The 24393-nt window shown below is 64.8% G+C and carries 25 protein-coding genes and 1 pseudogene; 18 read left to right on the top strand and 8 right to left on the bottom strand.

Translation table 11 applies throughout. The features are described from left to right. Positions 1 to 21 precede the first annotated feature (21 nt). Positions 22 to 723, top strand: coding sequence for a TetR/AcrR family transcriptional regulator (locus BN972_RS25755; RefSeq protein ID WP_036365066.1), 702 nt, complete (start codon positions 22 to 24; stop codon positions 721 to 723). Here the strand turns inward: BN972_RS25755 and BN972_RS25750 are convergent. Both BN972_RS25750 and BN972_RS25745 read right to left on the bottom strand, forming a co-directional pair. Continuing rightward, positions 639 to 986: a hypothetical protein gene (locus tag BN972_RS25750; RefSeq protein ID WP_080697236.1), complete on the bottom strand. Its 348-nt coding sequence runs from the start codon at positions 984 to 986 to the stop codon at positions 639 to 641. The two genes, BN972_RS25755 and BN972_RS25750, sit on opposite strands and share 85 nt — an antisense overlap. An 80-nt stretch (positions 987 to 1066) precedes the next feature. Beyond that, a complete protein-coding gene (locus BN972_RS25745) occupies positions 1067 to 1816 on the bottom strand; it encodes an enoyl-CoA hydratase/isomerase family protein (protein ID WP_036365914.1) in 750 nt (249 codons plus the stop codon). Between the two features lie 135 nt (positions 1817 to 1951). Here BN972_RS25745 and BN972_RS25740 point away from each other — a divergent pair, with 135 nt between their 5' ends. From BN972_RS25740 to BN972_RS25710, 7 genes are all read left to right on the top strand, one after another. Continuing rightward, the gene (locus BN972_RS25740; RefSeq protein WP_235192588.1) at positions 1952 to 2341 is read left to right on the top strand and encodes a lipoprotein LpqH; all 390 of its coding nucleotides are present in this window, start codon (positions 1952 to 1954) and stop codon (positions 2339 to 2341) included. A 124-nt stretch (positions 2342 to 2465) separates the two neighbouring features. After that, positions 2466 to 3656 carry an amidohydrolase family protein gene (locus tag BN972_RS25735; protein WP_036365060.1) on the top strand — a complete coding sequence of 397 codons (1191 nt, stop codon included), beginning with the start codon at positions 2466 to 2468 and terminating at the stop codon, positions 3654 to 3656. Further along, positions 3653 to 5104 carry a FadD3 family acyl-CoA ligase gene (locus BN972_RS25730; RefSeq protein ID WP_280531800.1) on the top strand — a complete coding sequence of 484 codons (1452 nt, stop codon included), beginning with the start codon at positions 3653 to 3655 and terminating at the stop codon, positions 5102 to 5104. Before BN972_RS25735 ends, BN972_RS25730 begins: the two co-directional genes overlap by 4 nt. 200 nt (positions 5105 to 5304) lie before the next feature. Next, positions 5305 to 6138, top strand: a complete 834-nt coding sequence (locus BN972_RS25725) for a hypothetical protein (RefSeq protein WP_036365057.1) — start codon at positions 5305 to 5307, stop codon at positions 6136 to 6138. Further along, a complete protein-coding gene (locus BN972_RS25720; RefSeq protein ID WP_051545811.1) occupies positions 6135 to 6683 on the top strand; it encodes a hypothetical protein in 549 nt (182 codons plus the stop codon). The genes BN972_RS25725 and BN972_RS25720 overlap by 4 nt, the downstream gene beginning before the upstream one ends. A 105-nt stretch (positions 6684 to 6788) precedes the next feature. Then, a complete protein-coding gene (locus BN972_RS25715; protein ID WP_036365055.1) occupies positions 6789 to 7418 on the top strand; it encodes a hypothetical protein in 630 nt (209 codons plus the stop codon). Positions 7419 to 7427: 9 nt separating this feature from the next. Next, complete coding sequence (locus BN972_RS25710) at positions 7428 to 7604, top strand: (2Fe-2S)-binding protein (RefSeq protein WP_036365052.1); 177 nt, start codon at positions 7428 to 7430, stop codon at positions 7602 to 7604. Here BN972_RS25710 and BN972_RS25705 read toward each other — a convergent pair. After that, entirely contained in the window at positions 7601 to 9277 is a 1677-nt protein-coding gene (locus BN972_RS25705; RefSeq protein WP_036365050.1) for an alpha-keto acid decarboxylase family protein, read from the bottom strand. The two genes, BN972_RS25710 and BN972_RS25705, sit on opposite strands and share 4 nt — an antisense overlap. A gap of 82 nt (positions 9278 to 9359) precedes the next feature. Between BN972_RS25705 and BN972_RS25700 the strand changes: the two genes are divergently transcribed. The 5 genes from BN972_RS25700 to BN972_RS25680 are packed head-to-tail and all read left to right on the top strand — an operon-like array spanning position 9360 to position 12319. Beyond that, a complete protein-coding gene (locus BN972_RS25700) occupies positions 9360 to 9815 on the top strand; it encodes an SRPBCC family protein (RefSeq protein WP_036365047.1) in 456 nt (151 codons plus the stop codon). 5 nt (positions 9816 to 9820) lie between these two features. After that, on the top strand, positions 9821 to 10900 hold the full coding sequence (locus BN972_RS25695) for a CaiB/BaiF CoA transferase family protein (protein WP_036365044.1): 1080 nt from the start codon (positions 9821 to 9823) through the stop codon (positions 10898 to 10900). Between the two features lie 56 nt (positions 10901 to 10956). Beyond that, positions 10957 to 11412: an SRPBCC family protein gene (locus BN972_RS25690; protein WP_036365042.1), complete on the top strand. Its 456-nt coding sequence runs from the start codon at positions 10957 to 10959 to the stop codon at positions 11410 to 11412. Positions 11413 to 11452: 40 nt separating this feature from the next. Further along, complete coding sequence (locus BN972_RS25685; protein ID WP_036365039.1) at positions 11453 to 11824, top strand: hypothetical protein; 372 nt, start codon at positions 11453 to 11455, stop codon at positions 11822 to 11824. A 60-nt stretch (positions 11825 to 11884) separates the two neighbouring features. Next, a complete protein-coding gene (locus BN972_RS25680; protein ID WP_036365036.1) occupies positions 11885 to 12319 on the top strand; it encodes an SRPBCC family protein in 435 nt (144 codons plus the stop codon). On the opposite strand, the gene BN972_RS25675 is transcribed toward BN972_RS25680, so the two are convergent. Continuing rightward, entirely contained in the window at positions 12316 to 13482 is a 1167-nt protein-coding gene (locus BN972_RS25675) for a pyridoxal phosphate-dependent aminotransferase (RefSeq protein ID WP_036365033.1), read from the bottom strand. The genes BN972_RS25680 and BN972_RS25675 overlap by 4 nt on opposite strands. A 43-nt stretch (positions 13483 to 13525) precedes the next feature. Beyond that, positions 13526 to 13807 carry a hypothetical protein gene (locus BN972_RS25670; RefSeq protein WP_036365030.1) on the bottom strand — a complete coding sequence of 94 codons (282 nt, stop codon included), beginning with the start codon at positions 13805 to 13807 and terminating at the stop codon, positions 13526 to 13528. Between the two features lie 160 nt (positions 13808 to 13967). Between BN972_RS25670 and BN972_RS25665 the strand changes: the two genes are divergently transcribed. Beyond that, a complete protein-coding gene (locus BN972_RS25665) occupies positions 13968 to 15179 on the top strand; it encodes an acetyl-CoA C-acetyltransferase (protein ID WP_036365027.1) in 1212 nt (403 codons plus the stop codon). A 17-nt stretch (positions 15180 to 15196) separates the two neighbouring features. Continuing rightward, complete coding sequence (locus tag BN972_RS25660; protein WP_036365023.1) at positions 15197 to 17341, top strand: 3-hydroxyacyl-CoA dehydrogenase NAD-binding domain-containing protein; 2145 nt, start codon at positions 15197 to 15199, stop codon at positions 17339 to 17341. Positions 17342 to 17459: 118 nt separating this feature from the next. On the opposite strand, the gene BN972_RS25655 is transcribed toward BN972_RS25660, so the two are convergent. After that, on the bottom strand, positions 17460 to 18320 hold the full coding sequence (locus BN972_RS25655; protein WP_036365021.1) for an LLM class F420-dependent oxidoreductase: 861 nt from the start codon (positions 18318 to 18320) through the stop codon (positions 17460 to 17462). Between the two features lie 50 nt (positions 18321 to 18370). After that, positions 18371 to 19573, bottom strand: a complete 1203-nt coding sequence (locus BN972_RS25650; protein ID WP_036365019.1) for an FAD-dependent monooxygenase — start codon at positions 19571 to 19573, stop codon at positions 18371 to 18373. Positions 19574 to 19739: 166 nt separating this feature from the next. Between BN972_RS25650 and BN972_RS25645 the strand changes: the two genes are divergently transcribed. Continuing rightward, positions 19740 to 20723 (top strand): LLM class F420-dependent oxidoreductase, encoded by a 984-nt coding sequence (locus BN972_RS25645; protein WP_036365016.1) that lies wholly within the window; start codon positions 19740 to 19742, stop codon positions 20721 to 20723. On the opposite strand, the gene BN972_RS31055 is transcribed toward BN972_RS25645, so the two are convergent. Next, complete coding sequence (locus BN972_RS31055) at positions 20720 to 22624, bottom strand: serine/threonine-protein kinase (RefSeq protein ID WP_036365013.1); 1905 nt, start codon at positions 22622 to 22624, stop codon at positions 20720 to 20722. The two genes, BN972_RS25645 and BN972_RS31055, sit on opposite strands and share 4 nt — an antisense overlap. 148 nt (positions 22625 to 22772) lie before the next feature. Between BN972_RS31055 and BN972_RS25635 the strand changes: the two genes are divergently transcribed. Next, a complete protein-coding gene (locus BN972_RS25635; protein ID WP_036365009.1) occupies positions 22773 to 23198 on the top strand; it encodes a Zn-ribbon domain-containing OB-fold protein in 426 nt (141 codons plus the stop codon). 1 nt (position 23199) lies between these two features. Then, positions 23200 to 24346, top strand: a pseudogene (locus BN972_RS25630) (thiolase family protein). Positions 24347 to 24393 lie beyond the last annotated feature (47 nt).

Here is a 24393-nt window from a genome sequence, read left to right as displayed (position 1 = left end):
CAGAGAGCACGGGGTATCGGTATGACATCGGCCCGCAGGATCGGGGCGCCGGACGCGAAGAATCGCGGCTTGCTGCTCGACGCGGCCGAACGGCTGATGATCGAAGAGGGCTACGCCGCGGTGACGTCGCGCCGGCTGGCCCAGAAGGCCGGACTCAAGCCTCAGCTGGTGCACTACTACTTCCGGAAAATGGAGGAGCTTTTCCTCGCGGTCTTCCGGCGGCGCGCCGAGGAAGGGTTGCTCGCGCAGGCGCAGCTGCTTGAGTCGCCGCAGCCGTTGTGGGCGCTGTGGAGATTCGGCACCGATCCCGCCTTCACCCGCATCTCGATGGAGTTCATGGCACTGGCCAATCACCGCAAGGAGATGCGGGCCGAAATCGCCCATTACGCGGAACGTTTCCGCGAGGAACAGCGCCAAGCGGTGGCCGCCGCGCTGCGTCGTTATGAGGTGGACACCGACTTCATCCCGCCGGCGGTGTTCACCGTGCTGATGACCAGCTTGTCCCGGTTCCTGGTGCTCGAGCAGGCCTTGGGTGTATCCAGCGGTCACCCCGAGACGCTGGAGTTTGTCGAGAGTCAGTTGCGCCGGCTGGAAGGCGAACCGCAGCCGATTGCGGACATCCCGCCGACCTGGGTTGTTCACCAGTTCCGAATGGAGCAGAGCACGCCCCTGGGCCCATCCTTGGACACGACGACGGCCCCATCTACCGACAGGTCGCAGTGAAACTCCGGCGTGCCGGGCTCGGTGCCGGTGTTGACGACGACCATCGCCCAGTATTCGGGTCTCGCTAGATTCAGTTCGTAGCTCCATGGTTTGCCAGGAGCGATGTCGGCCTGGACGTTGGGTGTGAAGCGGTAGGGATCGTGACTGTAATCGGCGAAAATGGTCGGCTCTTGATCGATGTAATAGATGTTGGCGTAGATCGGATTCTTGGCGCTGATGGTGTATCTGACGTGATGCATGATCGGGTCATCGGCGTGTGCCATTCCGGTGCTGACCGCCGAGCCTGCCCCACCTGCCAAGACAGCGACCACGATCGCCGAGCTTGCACACACCAACCTGTGCATCACGTCGCTCCTCGAGCCTCAGGGCGCGGACTGGCCGTGCGGTTCGTTACCTGCTCTGCGGCCCGCCAGTGTGCGTCGTCAACCCATAGCCGCGCAAAGGATGCTATCGCCTCATCGGGCGAGACTCCCCTGATTACGCGCTTTATTTCAGTCGCCGGTTGACGGGCCAGCGATCTTGCGATCGATCGCCAGCCCTCGTCGAATGACGAGCGGGGCAGAACTCGATCCACCAGGCCGATCCGCTCGGCCTCGACGGCGCCAAGGGCGGTCCCACTGCCCGCCAGCAGCAGCGCCCGGCCCTTTCCTACCAGCGCGGCCAGTCGTTCGGCTCCGCCCCAGGCCGGCATGATTTCCAGCGCCACCTGGTTGAAGGCAATCTTGATGTCGTCGGCGGCCACCCGAATGTCGGCGGCGACGGCGACTTCGGCACCGCCCCCGAAGGCGTGGCCGTTCAGCGCGGCGATCACCGGAGCCGGGAAGTTGGCCAGCTGATCGCAGATCGACCGCATCCGTTTGGCCATCGCCGAGGCGTCCTCCTCGGTCCGCAGCGCGCTGAGCTCCTTCAGGTCGCCGCCCGATACGAAGGCCCGGTCCCCGGCACCGGTGATGACCAGCGTTCGGGCTCCCGCGGACGCATCGAGCGCTTCTTGGAGCTGTTGCATGGTGTCCAGCGCAATTGCGTTGCGCGCGTGCGGGCGATCGATGGTGAGGACCGCGACGCCGGACTCGTCGACTTCCAGGCCCACCATGCGCATTGCTCCTCGGACGAAGAGGCCGATATTGGCATTCTCTAAACGGGAGAATAACATCATCGCCGCAGGCCGAATCACTTCCGGAGAGGGATGGAGGGTTCGATGCGTCGCCCTATCGCAGCTGCCGTTGCGGTGCTCGGTGCCGGCGCGCTGGCGGCATGCGCATCGCCACCGCAAACCCCGCTCGCCAGCACCGCCTCTGTCACGGTCAACGGAGTCAAGGCGACGTTCGATGTCGTGAAGTGCACCCAGGTGCAGTGGTACCGGACGATTCAGATTGGCGGCAAACTTGCCGGGGCCACCGTTGTCATCGATGGGCGGGCGGCCAAGGCAGTCGCCGAGTCCGCCCGCATCCGCGATGTGGGCGGCTTTACCGGCATGTATTCGCAAGGCGCCGGTGACGCGGCAGACACCCGCTTCGATGGCAGTACATACCTGATCAGTGGCGTTGCGGCTGGCTCCAGCACCGCGAATCCATCCGAACCGGCGACTGCGGAGTTCAAGATAAGCGCGAAGTGCTGAACGGCGAGCAGACGCAAAAGCTCCCTTTCGGGGCCCGAAACGGGAGCTTTTGCGTCTGTTCGCGGGACATTGCTAACGTCTGAGTAAGAGAATAGTATTCTCACAAAATGCGAAGGAGGATTTCATGGGCCAGTTGTCGCATCGGGAGGACGTTCCGTTCCCGATCTTTGACGCGGATAACCACCTCTACGAGCCGCCGGAGGCGCTCACCAAGTTCTTGCCCAAGGAGTACAAGAACCACGTCCAGTACGTGCAGGTCAACGGGCGCACCAAGATTGCCATCCGCGGCCAGATCAGCAACTACATTCCCAACCCCACCTTCGAGGTCGTAGCTCGGCCCGGTGCCTGGGAGGAGTACTTCAAGTTCGGCAACCCGGACGGCAAGAGCAAGCGCGAGCTGTTCGGCGAGCCGATGCGCGCGATTCCGGCGTTCTTCGAGCCCGGACCGCGGCTGGAGAAGATGAACGAGCTGGGTCTGGACCGCACCCTGATGTTCCCGACCCTGGCCAGCTTGCTCGAGGAACGGCTGCGGGACGACCCGGTTGCCATCCACGTCCTGATCCATGCGCTCAACGAGTGGCTCGATGAGGTCTGGGGTTTCAACTACGAGAACCGCATCTTCACCACCCCGGTCATCACCCTGCCGATCGTCGAGAAGGCGATCGAGGAGCTGGAATGGGCGGTCAAGCGTGGCGCCCGCGCCATCCTGATCCGCCCCGCCCCGGTCCCCGGGTTCCGCGGTCCCCGGTCGTTCGCGGTGCCGGAGTTCGACCCGTTCTGGGAGCGCGTCGTCGAGTACGACCTGTTGGTCGGCATGCACTCCAGCGACAGCGGCTACTCCCGGTACACGTCGGAATGGGACGGCGCCGAACAGGAAATGCTGCCGTTCCAAACGAATGCGATGGGCATCCTCAACGAGTGGCGACCGATCCAGGACGCGGTCGGGTCGTGGGTCATCCACGGCGCGCTGTACCGCCACCCGAAGCTGAAGGTCGCGATCGTCGAGGCCGGTTCGAAGTGGATGACCCCGTTGCTGGACGGGCTCGCCGAGGTATTCCGCAAGGCGCCGGAAGCTTTCCCGAGTGACCCCGTCGAGATGGTCAAGAACCGCATCCACGTCAGCCCCTTCTTCGAGGACGGCATCGACGACCTGATCAATCTCGTGGGGGTGGACCAGGTCTTGTACGGATCGGACTGGCCGCATCCGGAAGGGCTGGCGGAGCCGACCTTCTACGTCAACGCGCTCTCGCACCTGTCCGTCGAGGACCAGGCCAAGATCATGGGCGGCAACCTCGGTCGACTCGTCACGGTGTGACCCGGCCCGGGCGGATCGAGCCGCCATGGCAGACCATCCCCGACATGGTCTTGAGTGCGGCGGACCGCTTCGGCGACGCCGAAGCAGTCGTCGATGGTCCGTTGCGCCTTAACTTCACCGAACTCGTCAACCGAATCCGTTGCGCCGCAGGCGCTTTCGCTGACCTCGGCGTCGACAAAGGTGATCGAGTCGCCATTTGGGCGCCCAACTCCGCGGAATGGATCATCGCGGCCTTCGGGCTGCTCGCTGCGGGCGGCGTCCTGGTTCCGGTCAATACCCGGTTCAAGACCGCCGAGGCCGGCGACATCCTGCTCCGCAGCGGGGTGAAGGCCGTCCTGGTCCAGTCGGGGTTTTTGGATCAGGACTACTCGGCGCCCGCAGGGATCCCCGTCATCGACCTCAAATCCGACTTTCTTTCCAGCGGTTCACCATTCGAGCGCCGGGTGGATGGTGATGACATCTCCGACATCATCTTCACCTCAGGCACCACGGGGCGCCCCAAGGGGGCGATGATGAACCATCGCCAGACGCTGCGGATGTATGAAGAGTGGGCGACGCTGGCCGACCTGCGTCCGGGTGACCGTTATCTGCAGATCAATCCGTACTTCCATACATTCGGGCTGAAAGCCGGGCTGGTGACGTCCTTCTTGCGGGGCGCGACGATGTTGCCGGTGGCGGTGTTCGATGTCGAGGTCGTGGTGGATTTGATTGAGCGCGAACACATCACGATGCTGCCGGGACCGCCGACGCTGTATCACTCGCTGCTGACGGTCGCCGACAAATCAAAGTTGTCGACGTTGCGGGCCGGGGTCACCGGGGCAGCCGACATCCCCGTCGAGCTGGTCCGGCGGATCCATGGCGAGTTGCCGTTCAAGACGCTGATGACCGGCTACGGACTCACCGAGGCCGGCAACGTGACCCTGTCCAGACCCGGCGACTCCTTCGAAGATGTCGCGACGACGGCGGGGCTGCCCTGTGCCGGGGTCGAGGTGCGCATCGCCGACGACGGCGAGGTGCTGGTCCGGGGTTATGGCGTGATGCAGGGATACCTCGACGACCCCGTGGCGACCGCAGAGGCGATCGACGGTGACGGCTGGCTGCACACCGGGGATCTGGGCAACATAGACAACGCCGGCCGGCTGCGCATAGTGGGCCGCAAGAAGGACATGTTCATCGTCGGTGGATTCAATGCCTATCCCGCCGAGATCGAAGGTTTGATGATCGGCCATGCGGCTGTGGCGCAGGCCGCCGTCATCGGCGTACCCGACGAGCGGCTCGGGCAGGTAGGCAAGGCTTTCGTCGTCCGCAAGGGCCCGGTTGAGGCGCAGGAATTGATCGACTGGTGTCGGCAACGGATGGCGGGATTCAAGGTCCCGCGCTCGGTGGAGTTTCTCGAGGCCCTGCCGCTGAATGCGACCGGCAAAGTGGTCAAGGACCTGTTGCGTTAGCGGTGAGGTCTCCCGATGAGCAGTCGCGCGCCGTTGTGGGCGCCGAGTAGGGTGAGCCAACGGCGACGCCCGTCGCATCACAACAGCGCTGGAAGAGGCGGCCAGCGGATCTTCATCACCGGCGGGCAAGCGGTGGTAGAGGAGTTTGGTTTGGGCGACGATAAGCCTCGTTCGACGCTCCCGGAACGGAATCACTTCCGGTGAGCAGGGAAGACGCGCCCCAGACGGCGGCCGAATTTCGGTCGCTGGCGGATCAGGCCGAGGCTGAGGCGACCGAAGCCGAAGCTCTTGCCACCGCGGCGCGCGCCCGGGCCCGCGCCATCCGCATGCGCCACCGAGCCGCGACTGTGGTTGCTGAGACGAAGGCCGCAGAACCGGTTATCCACCATCCGGTCACCGCGGAACCGAAGGCGTATTCCGAGTCAGCTGACGCCGACACCATTGAGCCGGAAGTCGTCAACGCCGACGCGAGCGAGATGGGTGATAAAGACACCGAGTGGCCCACCGCCGAGCCCGGGGGGAGGGCGCCCGGCCTACTGAGCCGACGGGGACTGGGCCTGGTTGCCGCAGCGCTCGCCGTCATCGTGATTCTTGCCGCGCTCGGCGCGGGCGTCGAAATGATTGTGTTGCACAAGAACGCGGTCCGGGAGCGTCAGCGGGTAGCGGAATATGCCGCGGCCGCGCGGCAGGGAGTGGTGACGCTGACATCGTTGGACTACCAACACGCCAACGAGGACGTGCAGCAAATCCTTGAGGTCTCCACCGGTACTTTCAAGGACGATTTCTCGAAGACGGCGGAAGACTTCACCACCACCGTTCGGGAGTCAAAGGTGGTTCTACAGGGCACCGTTCAGGCCGCGGCGGTCGAGCTGGATTCGGTGACAGACAAGTCTGCGGTGGTGCTGGTCGCCAGTTCCTCGGAAGTCACCAATGCGGACGGCGCCAAACAGGATCCGCGCAAGTACCGGCTCATCGTTACGGTCACCCGCGAGGGCGGGCAGTTCAAGATGTCGAAAGTCGAGTTCATCCCGTGATCGCTGAAGGATTCACGCCGGAGGAAGCCGCGCGAAAGGGACGGTGGACGCCGGGGCGATGGTCGGGCAAAGTCGGTGCCGCCCTGTTGATGCTGCTGGTGGCCACCTCTCTGTCGGTGTTGGCCGCACTGTACTGGTCGACCTACAAACCGGATCGCGACGTCAACAGCGAGGCAGCGAAGGCGGCGATCACCGCGGCCAGCGAGGGAACGATTGCCATCCTTTCGTATTCACCCGACACGCTTGACCGCGACTTCTCCACCGCCAGGTCGCATTTGACCGGTGAATTCCTGACTTACTACGACAATTTCAGTAAGCAGGTCGTCGCGCCGGCCGCCACGAGCAATGGGGTGAAGACGAGTGCGGTGGTACTGCGTGGAGCGCTTACGGAATTCCACCCCGACTCGGCCACCGTGTTGGTGTTCGCTAATCAGAGCACCCAGAGCCAGGATCGGCCCGAGCCGGTCATGAAATCCAGCACGGTGCTGGTCACGCTGACGAAAGCTGATGGGAAGTGGCTGATTTCGCAGTTCAACCCGGCGTAAGGGAGCGGCGCCCGCGCCGGCGACGATGCAGAGCGTAGCGATGAGGAGGAGCGGCGCCCGCGCCGGCGACGATGCAGAGCGTAGCGATGAGGAGGAGCGGCGCCAATGACGAACGGTGACCTGCACTCGATGGTGATCGCATCGGACTACCGGATCCCGGACCCGACCCGGGTGTGGCCGCTGCTCGAACGCAACAAGGCGGCCCTTGCCGACATCGGCGCCCACCACGTCTTGGTCTACCTGTCGACGCACGATTACGGTCGCGTACTGGTCATGATCGGGGTGCACAGTCGCGAACCGATCGTCGAACTGCTGCAATCGCGGGTCTTCTTCGACTGGTTCGACGAGGCTGGAGTCGACGACATCCCGGCGGTGTTCGCCGGCGAGATCGTCGAAAGATTCATCACTACCCAACCCGCAGCGCCCAAGGCGCCGGGTGTGGTGCTGGCCGCGTTCGCTTCGGTGGAGGACGTCTCGACACTCACCGCAGAGGTCGGGTTCGCAATGGACAGGTTCGCCGCGGCCGGGATCCGAAAAACCTGGGTGTTTCAAGCCTTTGACGACTCCCACGAGGTACTGATCCTGCAGGAGTTTCCGGACGAAGAGGGTGCGCGGCGGTGGATCGACCATCCCGATTCCACCGCCGAGTGGATGACAGGCGGGGCAGGCACGGGCGCCTATCCGCCGCTCTTCGTCGGCCGCTACTTCGACATGATGCGGATCGACGCGGAATAAGGCCAGTCGATGTTCGTGTGCCTGTGTAACGGCATCACCAGTCAGGCCGTGGCCGATGCCGTCGCGGCCGGAGCCACCACCTGCAACCAGGTTGCCGCCGCGTGCGGGGCAGGCGACGATTGCGGGCGATGCCGGGGCACGGTGCGGGCGATCATCTCGTCGACCGGACGAGCGTCGAGCGGCTAGCGGCGGTGCGCGTCCTCGGGCGGTGACATGGATCCCACCAATTGCCCGAGCAGGTAAGGGATTTCCAGCCGAGGCAACACCACTTCAACAAACACCATGCGGTCCTTGTGTTCGGCGGCGGCCGTCAGCGCGTCGTCGAGTTCGCCGTAGGTTTGTGCACGGAACGCCAGGTGATTGGCCACCCCCAACGTGTTGGGAACGTCGGTCCACCGCCAGGCCACGATGTCGTTGTACGGGGCCGTTTCCCCGTGGATGGCTCGTTCCACGGTGTAGCCGTCGTTGTTGACCACCACGATCACCGGGGACAGCCCTTCCCGGGAGAAGCTGCCGAGTTCCTGCACGGTAAGTTGCGCTGCCCCGTCACCGATCAAGAGGACGGTTCTGCGTTCCGGATGTGCCACCGCGGCGCCGAACGCGGCTGGCAGCGTGTAACCGATTGAGCCCCAAAGGGGTTGGCCGATGAAGGTGACACCCTGGGGCAGTACGTGGTCGGCCATGCCGTAGAACGACGTTCCCTGGTCGGCCAGCACGACGTTGCCGGGGGTGAGCGCCGAGCACAACCGGTCCCACAACATCCGTTGCGTAAGGGGCTCGTCCCGGGCGGGAGTGGGGGGCGGCGGCGCGGCGGGTGGCGGCGCCACCGCCGGCGATTTGACACCGCGTTCGGTCAGGATCGCAGCCAATGCCGTGAGGGCGGCACCCATCTCGAGCGGGGCGAACACCTCGTCGCCGACGCTGCTCTGGTACTGCCCGATGTCGATGGTGCGGGCGGGGTCGATCCGTTGGCTGAAAAACCCGCTGACCATATCGGTGAACACCACCCCGGCGGTGACCAGTACCGGTGCCTGCTCGATAGCCGCGCGGACCCGTTCGGCGCTGGCCGCTCCGGCGTAGATGCCCAGGAAGTTGGGTGAGCTCTCGTCGAGCAGGCTCTTGCCCCACACCAGCGTGGCGTGCGGCACCACGTCGGCCGCCAGCAACGATTCGAGCTCCTCGACCGCCTGCAGGCGATGAACCAACAAGTCGGCGAGCACCGTCAATTGGTGGTCGGCGATCAGTTTGGCGGCGGCCTCGGTGAACAGCGCCAGGGCCCGGGGACTGGTGCCACCGGAGTAGCTGCGCAGGGGCGCGACCGGCGGTTCGGTGGGAAAGCGTGCCACGTCGGTCGACATCAGAATGTATCCGGGGCGCTTCTGCTCCCGCACCTCCTCAAGCACCCGGTCGATCTCCCGGCACGCCGTGGCGGGCATGAGATTGGCTTGAGCACAGGTTATTTCGCGACTGATTCGGTAGAAGTGCTCGAAGTCGCCGTCGCCGAGCGAGTGGTGCAGCGCCCGGCGAGTGGCCTGGGCGTCCTTGGATGGGCCGCCGACGATGTGGACGACGGGCACGTGTTCGGCGTAGCTGCCCGCGATAGCGTTGGCGGCGGAGAGCTCACCCACGCCGAATGTCGTTACCACAGCCGACAATCCGCGCAACCGGCCGTAGCCGTCGGCGGCATAGCCGGCGTTGAGTTCGTTGGCGTTGCCGACCCACCGGAGCTTCGGATGGGCCACGATGTGGTCGAGGAACGCCAGGTTGTAGTCGCCGGGCACGCCGAAGATTTCCGAGACGCCGAGTTCGGCGAGGCGGTCCAGGAGGTAGTCACCGACGGTGTAAACGGGATCAGCCACGGAAACGACGGTACGCCCCGCAAAGGGCGCGTCGGCAACATGACTATTCCCGCCGCGGCACTGTTTCGATATCGTGCGGGCCATGGCAATCAAAGAATCCCGCGACATCGTCATCGAAGCCAGTCCCGAGGAGATCCTGGATGTCATCGCTGACTTCGAGGCGATGCCGGAGTGGTCCGAACCGCACCAGAGCGCCGAGATCCTCGAGACGGGAGCCGACGGGCGTCCCAGCAAAGTGAAGATGAAGGTCAAGACCGCGGGCATCACCGACGAGCAGGTTGTGGCCTACAGCTGGAGCGGCAATGAGGTCACCTGGACGCTGGTCAGTTCCGGCCAGCAGAAGTCGCAGGATGGGAAGTACACCTTGGTGCCGCAAGGCGCCAAGGACGGAGAGGCCACCCTGGTGAAGATGGAGATCACCGTCGACCCGAACGTCCCGCTGCCGGGGTTCGTGCTCAAGCGGGCCGTCAAGGGCACCATTGACTCGGCGACCAAGGAACTGCGCAACCGGGTGCTGAAGGTCAAGAAGGGCAAGTAGTTCACGTGGTTCGCGGGGGGCCGCTGGCCGGGGTCAAGGTCATCGAACTCGGCGGCATCGGACCGGGACCGCACGCCGGCATGGTGCTGGCCGATCTGGGTGCCGACGTGGTGCGGGTGCGCCGGCCCGGCGGCCTGACGATGCCGGCCGAGGATCGCGATCTGTTGCACCGCGGGAAGCGGATCGTGGATCTGGATGTCAAGACGCAACCCGAGGTGCTGCTGGGGTTGGCGGGCAAGGCCGACGTGCTGCTGGACTGCTTCCGGCCGGGAACCTGTGAACGCCTGGGCATCGGCCCCGAGGACTGCGCTGCCGTCAATCCTGGCCTGATCTATGCCCGCATCACCGGCTGGGGACAGCACGGGCCGCTCGCGTCGACGGCGGGGCACGACATCAACTACCTGTCGCAGACCGGCGCTATGTCTTCGCTCGGCTACCGCGACCGGCCCCCGACGCCGCCGCTGAACCTGGTCGCCGACTTCGGCGGTGGATCGATGCTGGTGCTGCTGGGTATCGCCACCGCGCTGTACGAGCGGGAGCGCTCGGGACGGGGCCAGGTCATCGACGCCGCCATGGTCGACGGGGTCAGCCTGCTGGCCCAGATGATGTGGACGATGAAGTCGACGGGCGCGCTGCGCGATGAGCGCGAATCGTTTCTGCTGGACGGCGGCGCTCCGTTCTACCGCTGCTATGAAACTTCCGACGGCAAGTACATGGCCGTCGGTGCCATCGAACCGCAGTTCTTCGCGGCGTTGCTGGCCGGTCTCGGCTTGTTGCCCGAAGAAGTGCCGAATCAGCTTGACCTGACGGCCTTTCCGCGGATGCGTGAGTTGTTCACGGAAAAGTTCGCCAGCCGCACCCGCGACGAATGGACCGAAGTGTTCGCCGGTACGGACGCATGCGTGACGCCGGTGCTGACTTGGTCCGAAGCGGCGGTCGACGCGCATCTGCGCGGGCGATCCACGGTGATCACCGCACACGGTGTCGATCAGGCCGCGCCCGCGCCGCGGTTTTCTCGCACACCGGCCGATCCGGTGGGACCGCCACCCGCTGCCACCACGCCGGTTAACGAAATCGGCTGGTAACAACTAATTGACGCAACACCGCCCGCAACCGCGGCGGCGTTGCTAGCTTGGCCTGGATGGCCGTACAAGCATCGCGGGAAATCGTGATTGACGCACCGCCGGACAAGATCATGGCGGCGCTGCGAGACATCGATGCCCTGCCGCAGCTGTCGCCGGTGCACAAGAAGGTCGAGGTTCTCGACTGCTATCCCGACGGCAGTCCGCATCACGTCAAGGCGACGGTCAAGATTCTGGGCATCGTCGACAACGAGATCCTCGAATATCACTGGGGACCGGACTGGGTGGTCTGGGACGCCAAAGAGACCTTCCAACAGCACGGCCAACACATCGAATACACCGTAAAGCCGGAAGGCGTCGACAAATCCCGCGTGCGATTCGACATCACCGTCGAACCGGCCGGACCCATTCCTGCTTTCCTCGTCAAACGGACCAGCAACGCGGTACTGGCGGCGGCGACCGAAGGCTTGCGAAAGTTGGTCGAGGACGCCGACCGCTCCGATCAATCCGAGTAGCCACGATTAAATCGGCCGCGGCCGGGTAGCCGACTTGGCGATGAGCGATTCTCCGACGACGGCGGGCCCGCCCGGGCCGCGGGACCAGCGGACAGTCGCAAACGCCACCCGGTTCGCCGGTGCGGTGGTGGTGGTCGCACTTCTCGTACTGTTCCTGACCGTCATGTGGGCCATTGGCTGCAAATCCGGTTCCGGTGACCAAGCGCTGGAGCGGTGCGGCCCGTTGCGGCGCAACGCCTTAGCGTTTGGGTCTCCGCTGATTTTGTTGCTGGGCGGTATCGCCGCATTCGTGCGCACCTACCAGGTCTGGCGAGTGCGAGGACGCTGGTGGGTCTGGCAGGGCGTCGGCTGGTTCCTGCTGGCGCTGATGCTGGCCGTGCTGTTCATGGCGGTTCCCGCCAGTCTGCTTTAGCGTCGGCACGTGGCGTTTCGCCATGGTCCGTGACGGCATTGCATTGATAATTTGGTAGCAATGGCCGTCCAAGCATCGTCTGAAATAGTCATCGAGGCTTCCCCCGAGGTGATAATCGACGCGCTCGCCGATATGGACTCGGTGCCTTCGTGGTCGTCAGTGCACAAACGTGCCGAGGTGATCGACACCTATCCCGATGGCCGCCCGCATCACGTGAAGGTCTGGATCAGGGTGACCGGCATCGTCGACACCGAGCTGCTGGAATATCACTGGGGTCCGGACTGGATGGTCTGGGACGCAAATAGGACCGCCCAGCAACACGGACAGCATGGCGAGTACAACCTCATTCGCGAGGGTGAGAACAAGACCAGGGTGCGCTTCACCATCACCGTCGAACCTTCGGCGCCGTTGCCCGAATTCTGGGTAAAACTGGCTCGAAAGAAGATCCTCAATGCCGCGCTGGAGGGTTTGCGCAAGCGCGTGATGGGCGATTAGCGCAATGCGGCCAGTCGCCGCAGTGCCTCGTCCAGGGTGTCGTCGCGTTTGCAGAATGTGAAGCGCACCAGATGATTCCAGAGGTCTGCGTGCGGGGCGGCCGGGTCACAGAAAGCTGACATCGGGATGGCCGCTACCCCCACCTGCTCCGGGAGCGCCGCGCAGAAGGCGGTGCTGTCGTCGTAGCCCAACGGACGCGGATCGGCGCACAGAAAGTAGGTGCCGCGACTGTCGTGCACCGAGAAGCCGATCTCGGTCAGGCCGGATGCCAACCGATCGCGCCGGGCCTGCAACGAGTTGCGCAAGCCGGACACCCACCTCTCCTGGGTGTTCAGTGCCAGGGCCACCGCCGGCTGGAACGGTGCACCGCCGACATAACTCAGATACTGTTTGGCCGCGCGCACCCCGGTGATCAATTCCGCAGGGCCGCAAGCCCATCCAATCTTCCAGCCGGTGCAGTTGAACATCTTCGCCGCGCTCGAGATGGTCAGGGTGCGCTCGGCCATGCCGGCGAATCCGGCCAGCGGCTGGTGGGTGTGGCCGTCATACACCAGGTGCTCGTACACCTCGTCGGTGATCACGAGCAGGTCCGCTTCGACCGCGATGTCCGCGATCGCCTGTAGTTCGGCCGTGCTGAGCACCGTGCCGGTCGGATTGTGCGGCGAGTTCACGATCAACGCCCTGGTTCGGGGTGTCACGGCTCGCCGCAGCGCGTCGGCGTCCAGTGCGAAGCCCCGCCCGTCGGGGACCAGCGGCACCGCGACCCGGTGCGCGCCGGCCATCGCGACCACTGGTGAATAAGAGTCGTAGAACGGCTCGATCAGCAACACCTCCGAGCCGGGCTCCACCAGCCCCAGAACGGCGCTGGCGATGGCCTCGGTGGCGCCGACGGTGACCAGCACTTCGGTGTCGGGGTCGTACTCGATGCCGAAGTGTCGTTGGCGCTGGGCGGCGATGGCCTGGCGCAGCGAAGCGATGCCCAAACCAGGTGGGTACTGGTTGACGCCTTCAGCGATGGCGTCCTGGGCTGCGCGCAGCATTTCCGGGGGTCCGTCCTCGTCGGGAAAGCCCTGCCCGAGGTTCACTGCGCCGATGCGCGCGGCCAGCGCCGACATCTCGGCGAACACCGTGGTCGCGTAGGGCCGCAGCCTCGGCACCGTCATGTTGGACGAGCTTAGGGCCAGGGCTGTTGTTCGCCGATTCCTGCTACTTGCTGAGCACCATCACCGGCGGCGCCGGTGCCAGTGACGGAGACGGCGCCGGTGACCGGGTCGAGCGCAACTCCGCTTGGCGGGTCGGCGACCGGGATGGTGTTGGTCGGTCGTTTCCAAACAAGCGGGCCAGTCCGAGTGATTGCAGGTGATGGAGCGGCGCATCGTCCTTCTGGACGCCGAACGTCACGCTGGCGTGACGCTCGACGCCGACGGCAACACTGGCGTGACGCTCGGCGGCGGCATGCAGCGAAATCACCGCCCATGGCACAGCCATGTGGCCGAACCCGTCCCGCAGACAATTCGCCCTTCGACGGGGTCTGACCTGCAAAATCCCTCCCAACCAACAGGTTGGCCGAGCGCCCTGTTAGTGTGCCTGTACTGGACCTAGTCTGTAAGACGGATCCAAACCCTCCCTTTTGGAACAGGAAATCGACATGTCCGAAGAAGCCTTCATCTATGAGGCCATCCGTACGCCCCGCGGTAAGCAACGCAACGGCTCGCTGAACGAAGTCAAGCCATTGAGCCTGGTCGTGGGCTTGATCGAAGAACTTCGCAGGCGCAACCCCGACCTCGACGAGAACCTGATCAGCGACGTCATACTCGGCTGCGTCTCGCCAGTCGGCGACCAGGGCGGCGACATCGCCCGCGCCGCGGTGCTCGCCTCGGGTATGCCCGTCACCTCCGGCGGCGTGCAGCTCAACCGGTTCTGCGCGTCTGGCCTCGAAGCTGTCAACACCGCGGCCCAGAAAGTGCGTTCGGGCTGGGACGACCTGGTGCTGGCTGGCGGCGTGGAGTCGATGAGCCGGGTGCCGATGGGATCCGACGGCGGCGCCATGGGTCTGGACCCGGCCACCAACTACGACGTGATGTTCGTCCCACAGGGCATCGGCGCCGACCTGATCGCCACCATCGAGGGATTCTCGCGTGACGACGTGGACAACTATGCGCTGCGCAGCCAGGAGAAGGCCGCCGAGGCGTGGTCGGGCGGCTACTTCGCCAAGTCCGTCGTGCCCGTTCGCGACCAGAACGGTCTGCTGATCCTCGACCACGATGAGCACATGCGGCCCGACACCACCAAGGAAGGCCTGGGCAAACTGAAGCCGGCGTTCGAGGCCCTCGCGGCGATGGGTGGCTTCGACGACGTGGCGCTGCAGAAGTACCACTACGTCGAGAAGATCAACCACGTCCATACCGGCGGCAACTCCTCTGGGATCGTCGACGGCGCGGCGCTGGTGATGATCGGGTCGGAAAAGGCGGGCGCGGCCATCAACGCCACCCCACGGGCACGTATCGTCGCCACCGCCACCAGCGGTGCCGACCCGGTCATCATGCTGACCGGCCCCACTCCGGCCACCAAGAAGGTTCTCGACCGGGCCGGCCTGACCGTTGACGACATCGACCTGTTCGAGCTCAACGAGGCCTTCGCGTCGGTGGTGCTGAAGTTCCAGAAGGATCTGGACATCCCCGACGAGAAGCTGAACGTCAACGGTGGCGCGATCGCTATGGGTCACCCGCTGGGTGCGACCGGCGCCATGATTCTGGGCACCATGGTCGACGAGCTGGAGCGGCGCAACGCCCGGCGCGCGTTGGTGACGCTGTGTATTGGCGGCGGCATGGGTGTCGCGACGATCGTAGAACGAGTCTGAGAGGGTTTCGAACAGCAATGGCTGACAACACCATTCAGTGGGACAAGGACGACGACGGTATCGTCACGCTGACGTTGGACGACCCGTCCGGGTCGGCGAACGTGATGAACGAGGCCTACATCGAGTCGATGGGCAAGGCCGTGGATCGTCTTGTCGCCGAGAAGGATTCGATCACCGGTGTGGTGATCACCAGCGCCAAGAAGACATTCTTCGCCGGCGGCGACGTCAAGAGCATGATCCAGATCGGGCCGGAGAACGCCGGTGAGGCATTCGATCTGGTCGAGAACGTCAAGAAGCAGTTGCGCACGCTCGAGACACTGGGCAAGCCGGTGGTGGCCGCCCTCAACGGCGCCGCGCTCGGCGGCGGCCTCGAGATCGCGCTGGCCTGCCATCACCGCATCGCCGCCGACGTGAAGGGATCGCAGTTCGGGTTCCCCGAGGCGACGCTGGGCCTGCTGCCCGGTGCCGGTGGCGTGACGCGCTCGGTGCGCATGTTCGGCATCCAGAACGCGTTCGTCAACATCCTGTCGCAGGGCACGCGGTTCAAGCCGGCCAAGGCCAAGGAACTGGGCCTGATCGACGAATTGCTGCCCACCGTCGAGGAATTGGTGCCCGCCGCCAAGGCGTGGATCAAGGCCAACCCTGACGCACACGAACAGCCGTGGGACAAGAAGGGCTACAAGATGCCCGGCGGGACCCCCTCGTCGCCGGCCCTGGCGTCGATCCTGCCGTCGTTCCCGGCCTTGCTGCGCAAGCAGATCAAGGGTGCGCCGATGCCGGCGCCGAAGGCCATCCTGTCAGCCGCTGTCGAGGGCGCACAGGTCGACTTCGACACCGCCAGCCGCATTGAAAGCCGTTACTTCACCACGCTGGTGACTGGCCAGGTCTCGAAGAACATGATCCAGGCCTTCTTCTTCGACCTGCAGACCATCAACAACGGCGGATCGCGGCCCGAGGGCATCGAGCCGGTGAAGATCAACAAGATCGGTGTGCTCGGCGCCGGCATGATGGGCGCGGGCATCGCGTACGTATCCGCCAAGGCGGGTTACGACGTTGTGCTCAAGGATGTTTCGCTCGAAGCGGCTCAGAAGGGCAAGGGCTACTCCGAAAAGCTCGAAGCAAAGGCGCTAGAGCGGGGCCGCACCACGCAGGAGCGCAGCGACGCCCTGTTGGGGCGTATCACGCCGACTGCCGACCCCGCCGACCTCAAGGGCGTGGACTTCGTCATCGAGGCGGTGTTCGAGAACCAGGAACTCAAGCACAAGGTGTTTCAGGAGATCGAAGACATCGTCGAGCCCAACGCGGTGCTGGGATCCAACACCTCCACGTTGCCGATCACCGGTTTGGCGACCGGCGTCAAGCGGCAGGAGGACTTCATCGGGATCCACTTCTTCTCTCCGGTCGACAAGATGCCGCTGGTAGAGATCATCAAGGGCGAGAAGACTTCTGACGAGGCGCTGGCCCGGGTGTTCGACTACACCCTGGCCATCGGCAAGACGCCGATCGTGGTCAACGACAGCCGTGGTTTCTTCACCTCCCGCGTCATCGGCACCTTCGTCAACGAGGCGCTGGCGATGCTCGGCGAGGGCGTGGAGCCGGCCAGCATCGAGCAAGCCGGTTCCCAGGCCGGTTATCCCGCGCCGCCGCTGCAGCTGTCCGATGAGCTCAACCTGGAGCTGATGCACAAGATCGCGGTGGCTACCCGCAAGGGTGTCGAGGAGGCCGGTGGTACTTATGACCCGCACCCGGCAGAAGCCGTGGTGGAGCAGATGATCGAGCTCGGCCGGTCGGGTCGGTTGAAGGGTGCCGGCTTCTACGAGTACCCCGACGGCAAGCGGTCCGGGTTGTGGCCGGGTCTGCGGGAGGCGTTCAAGTCCGGTTCGTCCGAGCCGCCGCTGCAGGACATGATCGACCGGATGTTGTTCGCCGAGGCGCTCGAGACGCAGAAGTGCTTGGACGAGGGCGTGCTGACGTCGACGGCCGATGCCAACATCGGTTCGATCATGGGTATCGGTTTCCCGCCGTGGACCGGAGGCAGCGCGCAGTTCATCGTGGGCTACGAGGGACCGCTCGGCAGGGGCAAGGAAGCATTCGTGGCCCGGGCCCGGGAGTTGGCTGAGAAGTACGGCGACCGCTTCCTGCCGCCGGACTCACTCACGTAGCGAGCGCGAGCAGACGCAAAAGCCCCTATTTCGTGCCGAAATTGGGTGCTTAGGCGTCTGCTCGGCGTTACGCAATAGCCCCCGAAACAGCGTGGTTTCGGGGGCTTTTGCGTTGCTGTTACCAAGCCGCGGCGATGCGCCGCCACTGTTCGCGCGGAAACTGTTGTGGATCCGCGGTGAGTACCTGCACGCAGACGTGGTCCGCGCCGGCCGAGTGATGCTCGGCGACCCGGCGCAGGATCGCGTCCTCGTCGCCCCATGCGATGATGGCGTCGAAGAGGCGTTGGCTCACCTGCTGCACATCGTCTTCGGTGAAGCCGCTGCGCAACAGGTTGTTGGCATAGTTGGGCAAGGCCAAATACGAACGTAGCCAATCGGTTCCGATGCGGCGCGCTTCGTCGGCGTCGTCGGTGAGGATGGCGGTCTGTTCGGGCAGCAGCAAGGGGCCCGCACCCAATGTTTCTCGGGCTGAGGCGGTGTGCTCGGTGGTGACGAGGTAGGGGTGGGCACCGCGAGCGCGGTTTGCCGACAGCTGCAACATCTTTGGTCCCAGTGCCGCCAGCACGCGGTGGTTGGTGGGTACCGGCCGGTCGGCGGCGTCCAATCCGTCCAGAAATGACGCGGTGGCCGCGAGCGGTTTGCGGTATCGGCCGGGTTCGCGGGAGTCGATCAGCGGTGCATGGCTGACTCCGATGCCGAGCAGGAACCGATCGCCGTGCTGATCGGTGAGTGCGGCGTACTCGGCCGCCACGTCCTGTGGTTCATGCATCCAAAGGTTCAGAATGCCGGTGGCGATAACGGCACGCTTTGTCGCGCAGAGAAGGTTGCCGACCGCGTCGAGCACCGACCGCCCTCCGACATCGGGAATCCACAGTGCGGTGTAACCCAGTTCGTCCAATTCGGCTGCGGCATCGGCGGCTTCGGATTCGTCGTTGTAGCGTAGCTGGCCACTCCACACGCCGATACCAGTGAGCTCCATGCAGAACGTTCCTCTCATTCGTAGTGTTTGGATCACTCTGCCAAACGCACTCAGACGCGCGAGTAATCCTTGAACTGCATCGAGTCGAATACCCGCACGCTCTTGGAGTTCAACCTCGTGATTGCCCGGGTGACGCCGGTGGGTAGCACCGACATCAACTGCGCCGCGCGGGTCAGCGCCCACATGCCCCTTGTCGAGTCAGGGATCAGGCGTTTGGCAGTGACTCGGGCGAACGCACGGCTACGCCGCACCGGATCGGCCAACTGCCGCTCGTATTCGGCGAATGCGCGCCTGTAATCACCGCGGGCTTGGGCCATTTCACCGGCAAGCACATAGGCGCCGAATACCGACAAGCTGGTGCTGCCGCCGACAGCAGGCCCAGGGCAATATCCTGCGTCCCCGACCAACGTCACCCGGCCACTCGACCAGGTGTCCAGTTGCAACTGGGTGATCGAGTCAAAGTAGAAAGCCGGGGTGCGGTCGAGTTCATCCAGCCAAACGCCGACTTCGGGGTTCATACCTGCGAATCGCTCCCGCAGTAAATCCTTCTGCCGCAGCACATCTCGATAGTGGTATTGAAGTTCGACCTTGCTCCGGAACAGGTAAACCACCCGCGCATCCTCCAGCGGTTTGGCGGTGTAGATCATCGCCGTGCGCCCGGGCCCGAAATACGCGGTCGATTCCCCGTCGAGCGCGAGGTCTTTCGGTGCCGAGTGAACGGCCAGGTAACCACCGAGGAACTTCGTGCGACCCACATCCGTGCCGAAGACAAGTTGTCGCACATTGGAGTGCAATCCGTCGGCGCCGACCACGACATCGAAGCTCCGCCGGGCTTGATGCTGGAATGTCACCTCGCCGTCGGAAGAGATGGCGGTGATCGAGTCTCCGAACAGGTACTCGACGTGATCCCGCCCGGCGCCGTAGTACGCCTCGCTGAGGTCGTCGCGCATGATCTCGACGTGCCGATCCGAGGCGGCGGCGACGAGTTTCGAGACGTCGACGACGACAGGGCGCTTGGCTCCCTGGGGGTGGATGGTCAAGCGCGAGGTGCCCGTGGCCGACGCCTCGATCTGGGGCAGTACGCCCATTTTCTCCGAGATTTCCATCGCCGGCCGAAACAGGTCGACCGCGTGGCCGCCGGTCTTGCGCAGTGTCGGCGCGCGCTCCACGACGGTGACTTCGAAGCCGTAGCGGTTGAGCCAGTAGGCGAGCACTGGCCCGGAGATGCTGGCCCCGGAGATCAGAACGCGCACGGCGACCCCTTACTTCGCGTCTGTCAAGGATAGGTGCTGGCCGGTTCGTCATCGCCGCCTCCTCAGCGGCCCGTTCCGGCCCGCATCGTCGCCGGGCTGGGCTCGATTGCCCGCCTCCTCAGCGGCCCGTTCCGGCCCGCATCGTCGCCGGGTTAAAGTCAACCGCATGCGCTTTGGTCTCTTCATCCCGCAAGGCTGGCGAATGGACCTCGTCGGCATCGAACCCGAGCGGCACTGGGCGGTGATGCGCGATCTGGCCACGTACGCCGACGGCAGCGCCTGGGAATCACTGTGGGTCTACGACCACTTCCACACCGTGCCGCTGCCGAGCGACGAAGCGACGCACGAGGCGTGGTCGTTGATGGCGGCCTACGCCGCCGTCACCTCGCGGATCAAGCTGGGCCAGATGTGCACCGCCATGAGCTACCGCAACCCGGTCTACCTCGCCAAGATCGCGGCCACCACCGACATCATCTCCGGCGGCCGCGTGCAGATGGGCATCGGCGGCGGCTGGTACGAACACGAATGGCGGGCCTACGGCTACGGCTTCCCGTCGGCGGGTGTGCGGCTGGCACGGCTCGACGAGGGCGTGCAAATCATGCGTGCCGCCTGGCGCGACGGCAAAGTCAGCTTCGACGGCAAGCACTACCAGGTCGATGGCGCGATCGTGTCCCCCAAACCGTTGCAAGACAACGGTATTCCGTTATGGATTGCCGGCGGCGGTGAGAAGGTCACGTTGCGAATCGCCGCGCAGTACGCGCAGTACACCAACTTCACCCCCGAACCCGAGGCGTTCGCCCACAAATCCGAAGTGCTTGCCGAGCACTGCCGCAACGTCGGTACCGACTTCGGCTCCATCGTGCGCTCAGCCAACTTCACCGCCATCGTGGGCACGTCGGAATCGGAGGTCAAAGACCGGCAGCAGCAGGTGCGCGACCGGATGACCGGTTATGTGCCCGAGGCCGTGGCGGAATCCATGGTCGCGGGCATCCCGGACTCTGCGACAGGCACTCCAGAGCAGGTCATCGAACGGCTGACCAAGATACGCGAGCTTGGCTGCGAATACGCGATCTGCTACTTCCCCGAGGCCGCCTACGACCGTTCCGGTATCGAGTTGTTCGAGCGGGAAGTGATTCCCGCTCTGAGTTAATCGCCGGTGCGCGTGAATACTTCGCTGAAGTCGATATCCACTGCGCAGGAGCCAGTCTGCGTCCAGTGCCCGTTCCCGTTGAGAATCGTTATCGGATCCTGCACTGGTTGCGGCAACGGAAACTGGGCGTTGGCTTTGAGCGTCGCGGGACTGCCGTCCGGGCACTTGCCGCTGTTCGTGTCGACCCACGTCCACATCCCAGCGGCGAAAATCAATGGCACGTCACCGGTTTTGACGTGAAAGTAGCTCATGCACCGATCGCCGGTGCGTAGGCAATTCGTAACGATCTCGGAGTTGCCCATCTGTTGGGGATCTCCGCCGACGAATTTCCGCGTCAGCTGGTAATGACCCCGCAGTCCCTCCGCCACCGATATCACCCGCGGCGGCAGGGTGGCCGGATCAGGGAGGCCGGGGGCGACGTCGCCCGTCCGGGTGAACGTGACGGTCCGCTTTTCCTGGCAGTTGTTGCGGGCCGTGCGGGTTTGCTCGCCGCTGAGCGTGCCGTCCGGACGGGCTTGCAGCCGGAACACCTCCCAGATCTCCCCGGTGCTGTTTCGACACGGACTCGCCGAAAGTGCCACTGCCAGCCAGGTTCCGCCGACTTGGTCGAACACCATGGTCGAGGCGAAGTGAGGTTCCCCCTTCAGTCGCGATGCGGTCGCGACGCACCCATTCCCTGCGCATATCGACCGCACGGCGTATGTGCCGGTGGACGGCTCGGCATCGGGAGCCTGATTGCCGTCCAGATCGGTGAGGGGCCCGAAGTCGGCGCGATAGGTGCCAGTGAACGGACCCGCCGGACCAGCAGACGATATGGACGGCGGCGCGGGGTTCGCAGGCTGGGGCGCGGCGGTACTGGTGGGCTTGCGCGATGATTGGGTGAGCTTGACGCCGGCGAACACGCCGCCGACCAGTAGCAACGCCACGACGACGAGTGCGCCGATCAGTACCGCGGGGCGCTGCGCCCAGCCGCTGCGGGGCTCCCGCGTCGGCACCGGAAGGGGAATAGACGGCTGAGTGTGCTGGGCGTGCAACGCAATTGGAGTGTCGTATTGATACGGGGTGAGGTGCTTGCTCAGTGCCAACGCAAACTCACCGCAGTTAGCGAACCGGTCGGCCGGTTCCTTGGCCAATGCCTTGGCAAACACCGGGTTCAATCCGGCGAGCTCGGGACGCCGGTCGCCGATCGAGGGCGGCGGGGTGCCGATGTGCTGCGTGATCACCACCGTGGGGTTGGTGTGATCGAACGGCGGCGCGCCGGTCAGCAGGTGAAAAGCCGTGCAGGCCAACGCATATTGGTCAGCACGCCCGTCAATCGGCCCGGCCTTGAGTTGCTCGGGGGCGGCGTAGGCAACGGTGCCCACGGCCACGTCGGCGGCCGTGATACCCGTCCCGTCGTCCATGCGTCGCGCGATGCCGAAATCGGCCAGATAGATGCGTCGGTCCTGCCCGCCGTCTGGGTGGGTGAGCAGGATGTTGGCGGGTTTGACGTCGCGATGCAGCAGGCCACGGTGATGGGCGTAGTCCAGCGCTGAGGCGACGGCGCTGATTGTCGAAACCACTTCGTCGACGGGCATCCCGGCCTGGTAACGCTCGGCCAGCAGATTGGCGACGTCGGTGCCGGCCACGTAGTCCATCGAGATCCATAGCAGGCCGTCATTCTCACCGCGGTCATAGATGCGCACGATGTGCGGGTGGGAAAGGCCCGCCGCAAGGTCGGCTTCGCGGGCGAACCGGGCCCGGTATTCGGGATCGTCGGTGAACTCAGCGGGCAGCACCTTCAGTGCGTCGTCACGCGGCAACCGCGGGTGCGTCGCCAAATACACCCGGCCCATGCCGCCGGCACCCAGTATCCGCAGGATCGTGTATCCGGCGAACACCTGGCCAACCTCGAGGGACATGGCCAAATCGTAATTGCTCTCAATCGGGCAGGACGTTATGCATGTGACCGACCGGCGATCAGTAGCGAGAATGCAATTTCCGCTTTTCTGGAACGCTGTTGTACCGTTTGGTGAGTCGTACTTTTCTCCTGCCTGACGGAGGACCTCGATGCAGAAGGTACTTGCCCCCGACATCTCGACCTGGCCTGATGAGAACCCGCAGCTCATCGGGAGTCGCTGCGGCAGCTGTGGGGCCACGACGTTCCCGGTGCAGCAGTGGTGTCCGCGCTGCAGCCTCGGAGAAATGAGCGAGGTGCTATTGCCCCGGCGCGGCAGTCTGGTGGCATGGACCACCCAGGGATTTCCGCCGGGCGCCCCCTATGCCGGCCCGACGGGCAAGGACTTCGTCCCGTTCGGGGTCGGCCTGGTCCAGCTCGATGACGTCATCCGCGTCGAAGGCCGGCTTACCGAGAACGACCCGGCCAAGCTGCAATTCGGTCAACAGGTAGACCTGACGTTCGTCCCGCTGACCACCGACGAAGAAGGCAACGAGATTTTGACCTTCGCGTTCCAACCGGTCTCCGAGGGGGCGTGAGATGACCAACGATGTGGCGATCATCGGCGTGGGGTTGCACCCGTTCGGCCGGTTCGACAAGACCGCGATGCAAATGGGCGCCGAAGCGATCCAGGCCGCGCTGACCGACGCTGGAGTGGAGTGGAAGGACATCCAGTTCGGGTTCGGCGGTAGCCACGAGGTGTCCAACCCCGACGCCGTGACCCGCCTGGTCGGGCTGACCGGCATCACGTTCACCAACGTGTTCAACGCCTGCGCCACCGCTGCCAGCGCCATACAGCAGACGGCGGACACGATCCGGCTGGGCAAGTATGACCTCGGCATCGCGATCGGCCTGGACAAGCATCCGCGCGGTGCGTTCACCGATGACCCCGCCAAGTTGGCGCTGCCGCAGTGGTACGCCCAGAACGGCCAGTTCGTCACGACCAAGTTCTTTGGCATGAAGGCCAACAAGTACCTGCACGACCACAACATCTCCCAGGCCACCCTGGCCAAGGTGGCCGCCAAGAACTTCCGCAACGGTGCGCTGAACCCGAATGCTTTCCGGCGCAAAGCGATTTCCGAGGAAGAGATCCTGAACTCGGCCGTGCTCAATTATCCGCTCACGCAGTACATGTTCTGTGCGCCCGACGAGGGGGCCGCGGCGGTCGTCATGTGCCGGGCCGACATGGCGCACAAGTTCACGGACAAGCCGGTGTACGTGCGTGCCTGCGAGATCCGCACCCGCCGTTACGGCGCCTATGAGGTGCATGCCACCTTCGCCCCGCTGGACGAGGACGTCTCGCCGACCGTCTATGCCGCGAAGGCGGCCTACGAGGCGGCGGGCATCGGGCCCGAGGACGTCGATGTTGCCCAGCTGCAGGACACCGACGCCGGCAACGAGGTGATCCATATGGCCGAGACGGGCCTGTGCGCCGACGGTGAGCAGGAGAAGCTGTTGGCCGACGGCGCCACCGAGATCCACGGCTCGCTGCCGGTCAACACCGACGGCGGTCTGATCGCCAATGGCGAGCCGATCGGCGCCTCCGGATTGCGGCAGATGCATGAGCTGGTGCGCCAACTACGGGGGGCAAGCCGGCGAACGCCAGGTGCCGGGCAACCCCCGTGTTGGCCTGGCGCAGGTCTATGGTGCACCGGGCACCGCGTCGGCGACGATCCTGTCCCTCTAGTAGTAGCGCGAGTAGCGGAGTAGCGCGAGCAGACGCAGAATCGCACA

The organism is Mycobacterium asiaticum DSM 44297 (genome assembly GCF_000613245.1).
GTDB classification, from domain to species: domain Bacteria; phylum Actinomycetota; class Actinomycetes; order Mycobacteriales; family Mycobacteriaceae; genus Mycobacterium; species Mycobacterium asiaticum.
The sequence above is the reverse complement of the archived record's forward strand: the minus strand, read 5'-3'. Positions and strand labels throughout refer to the sequence as shown.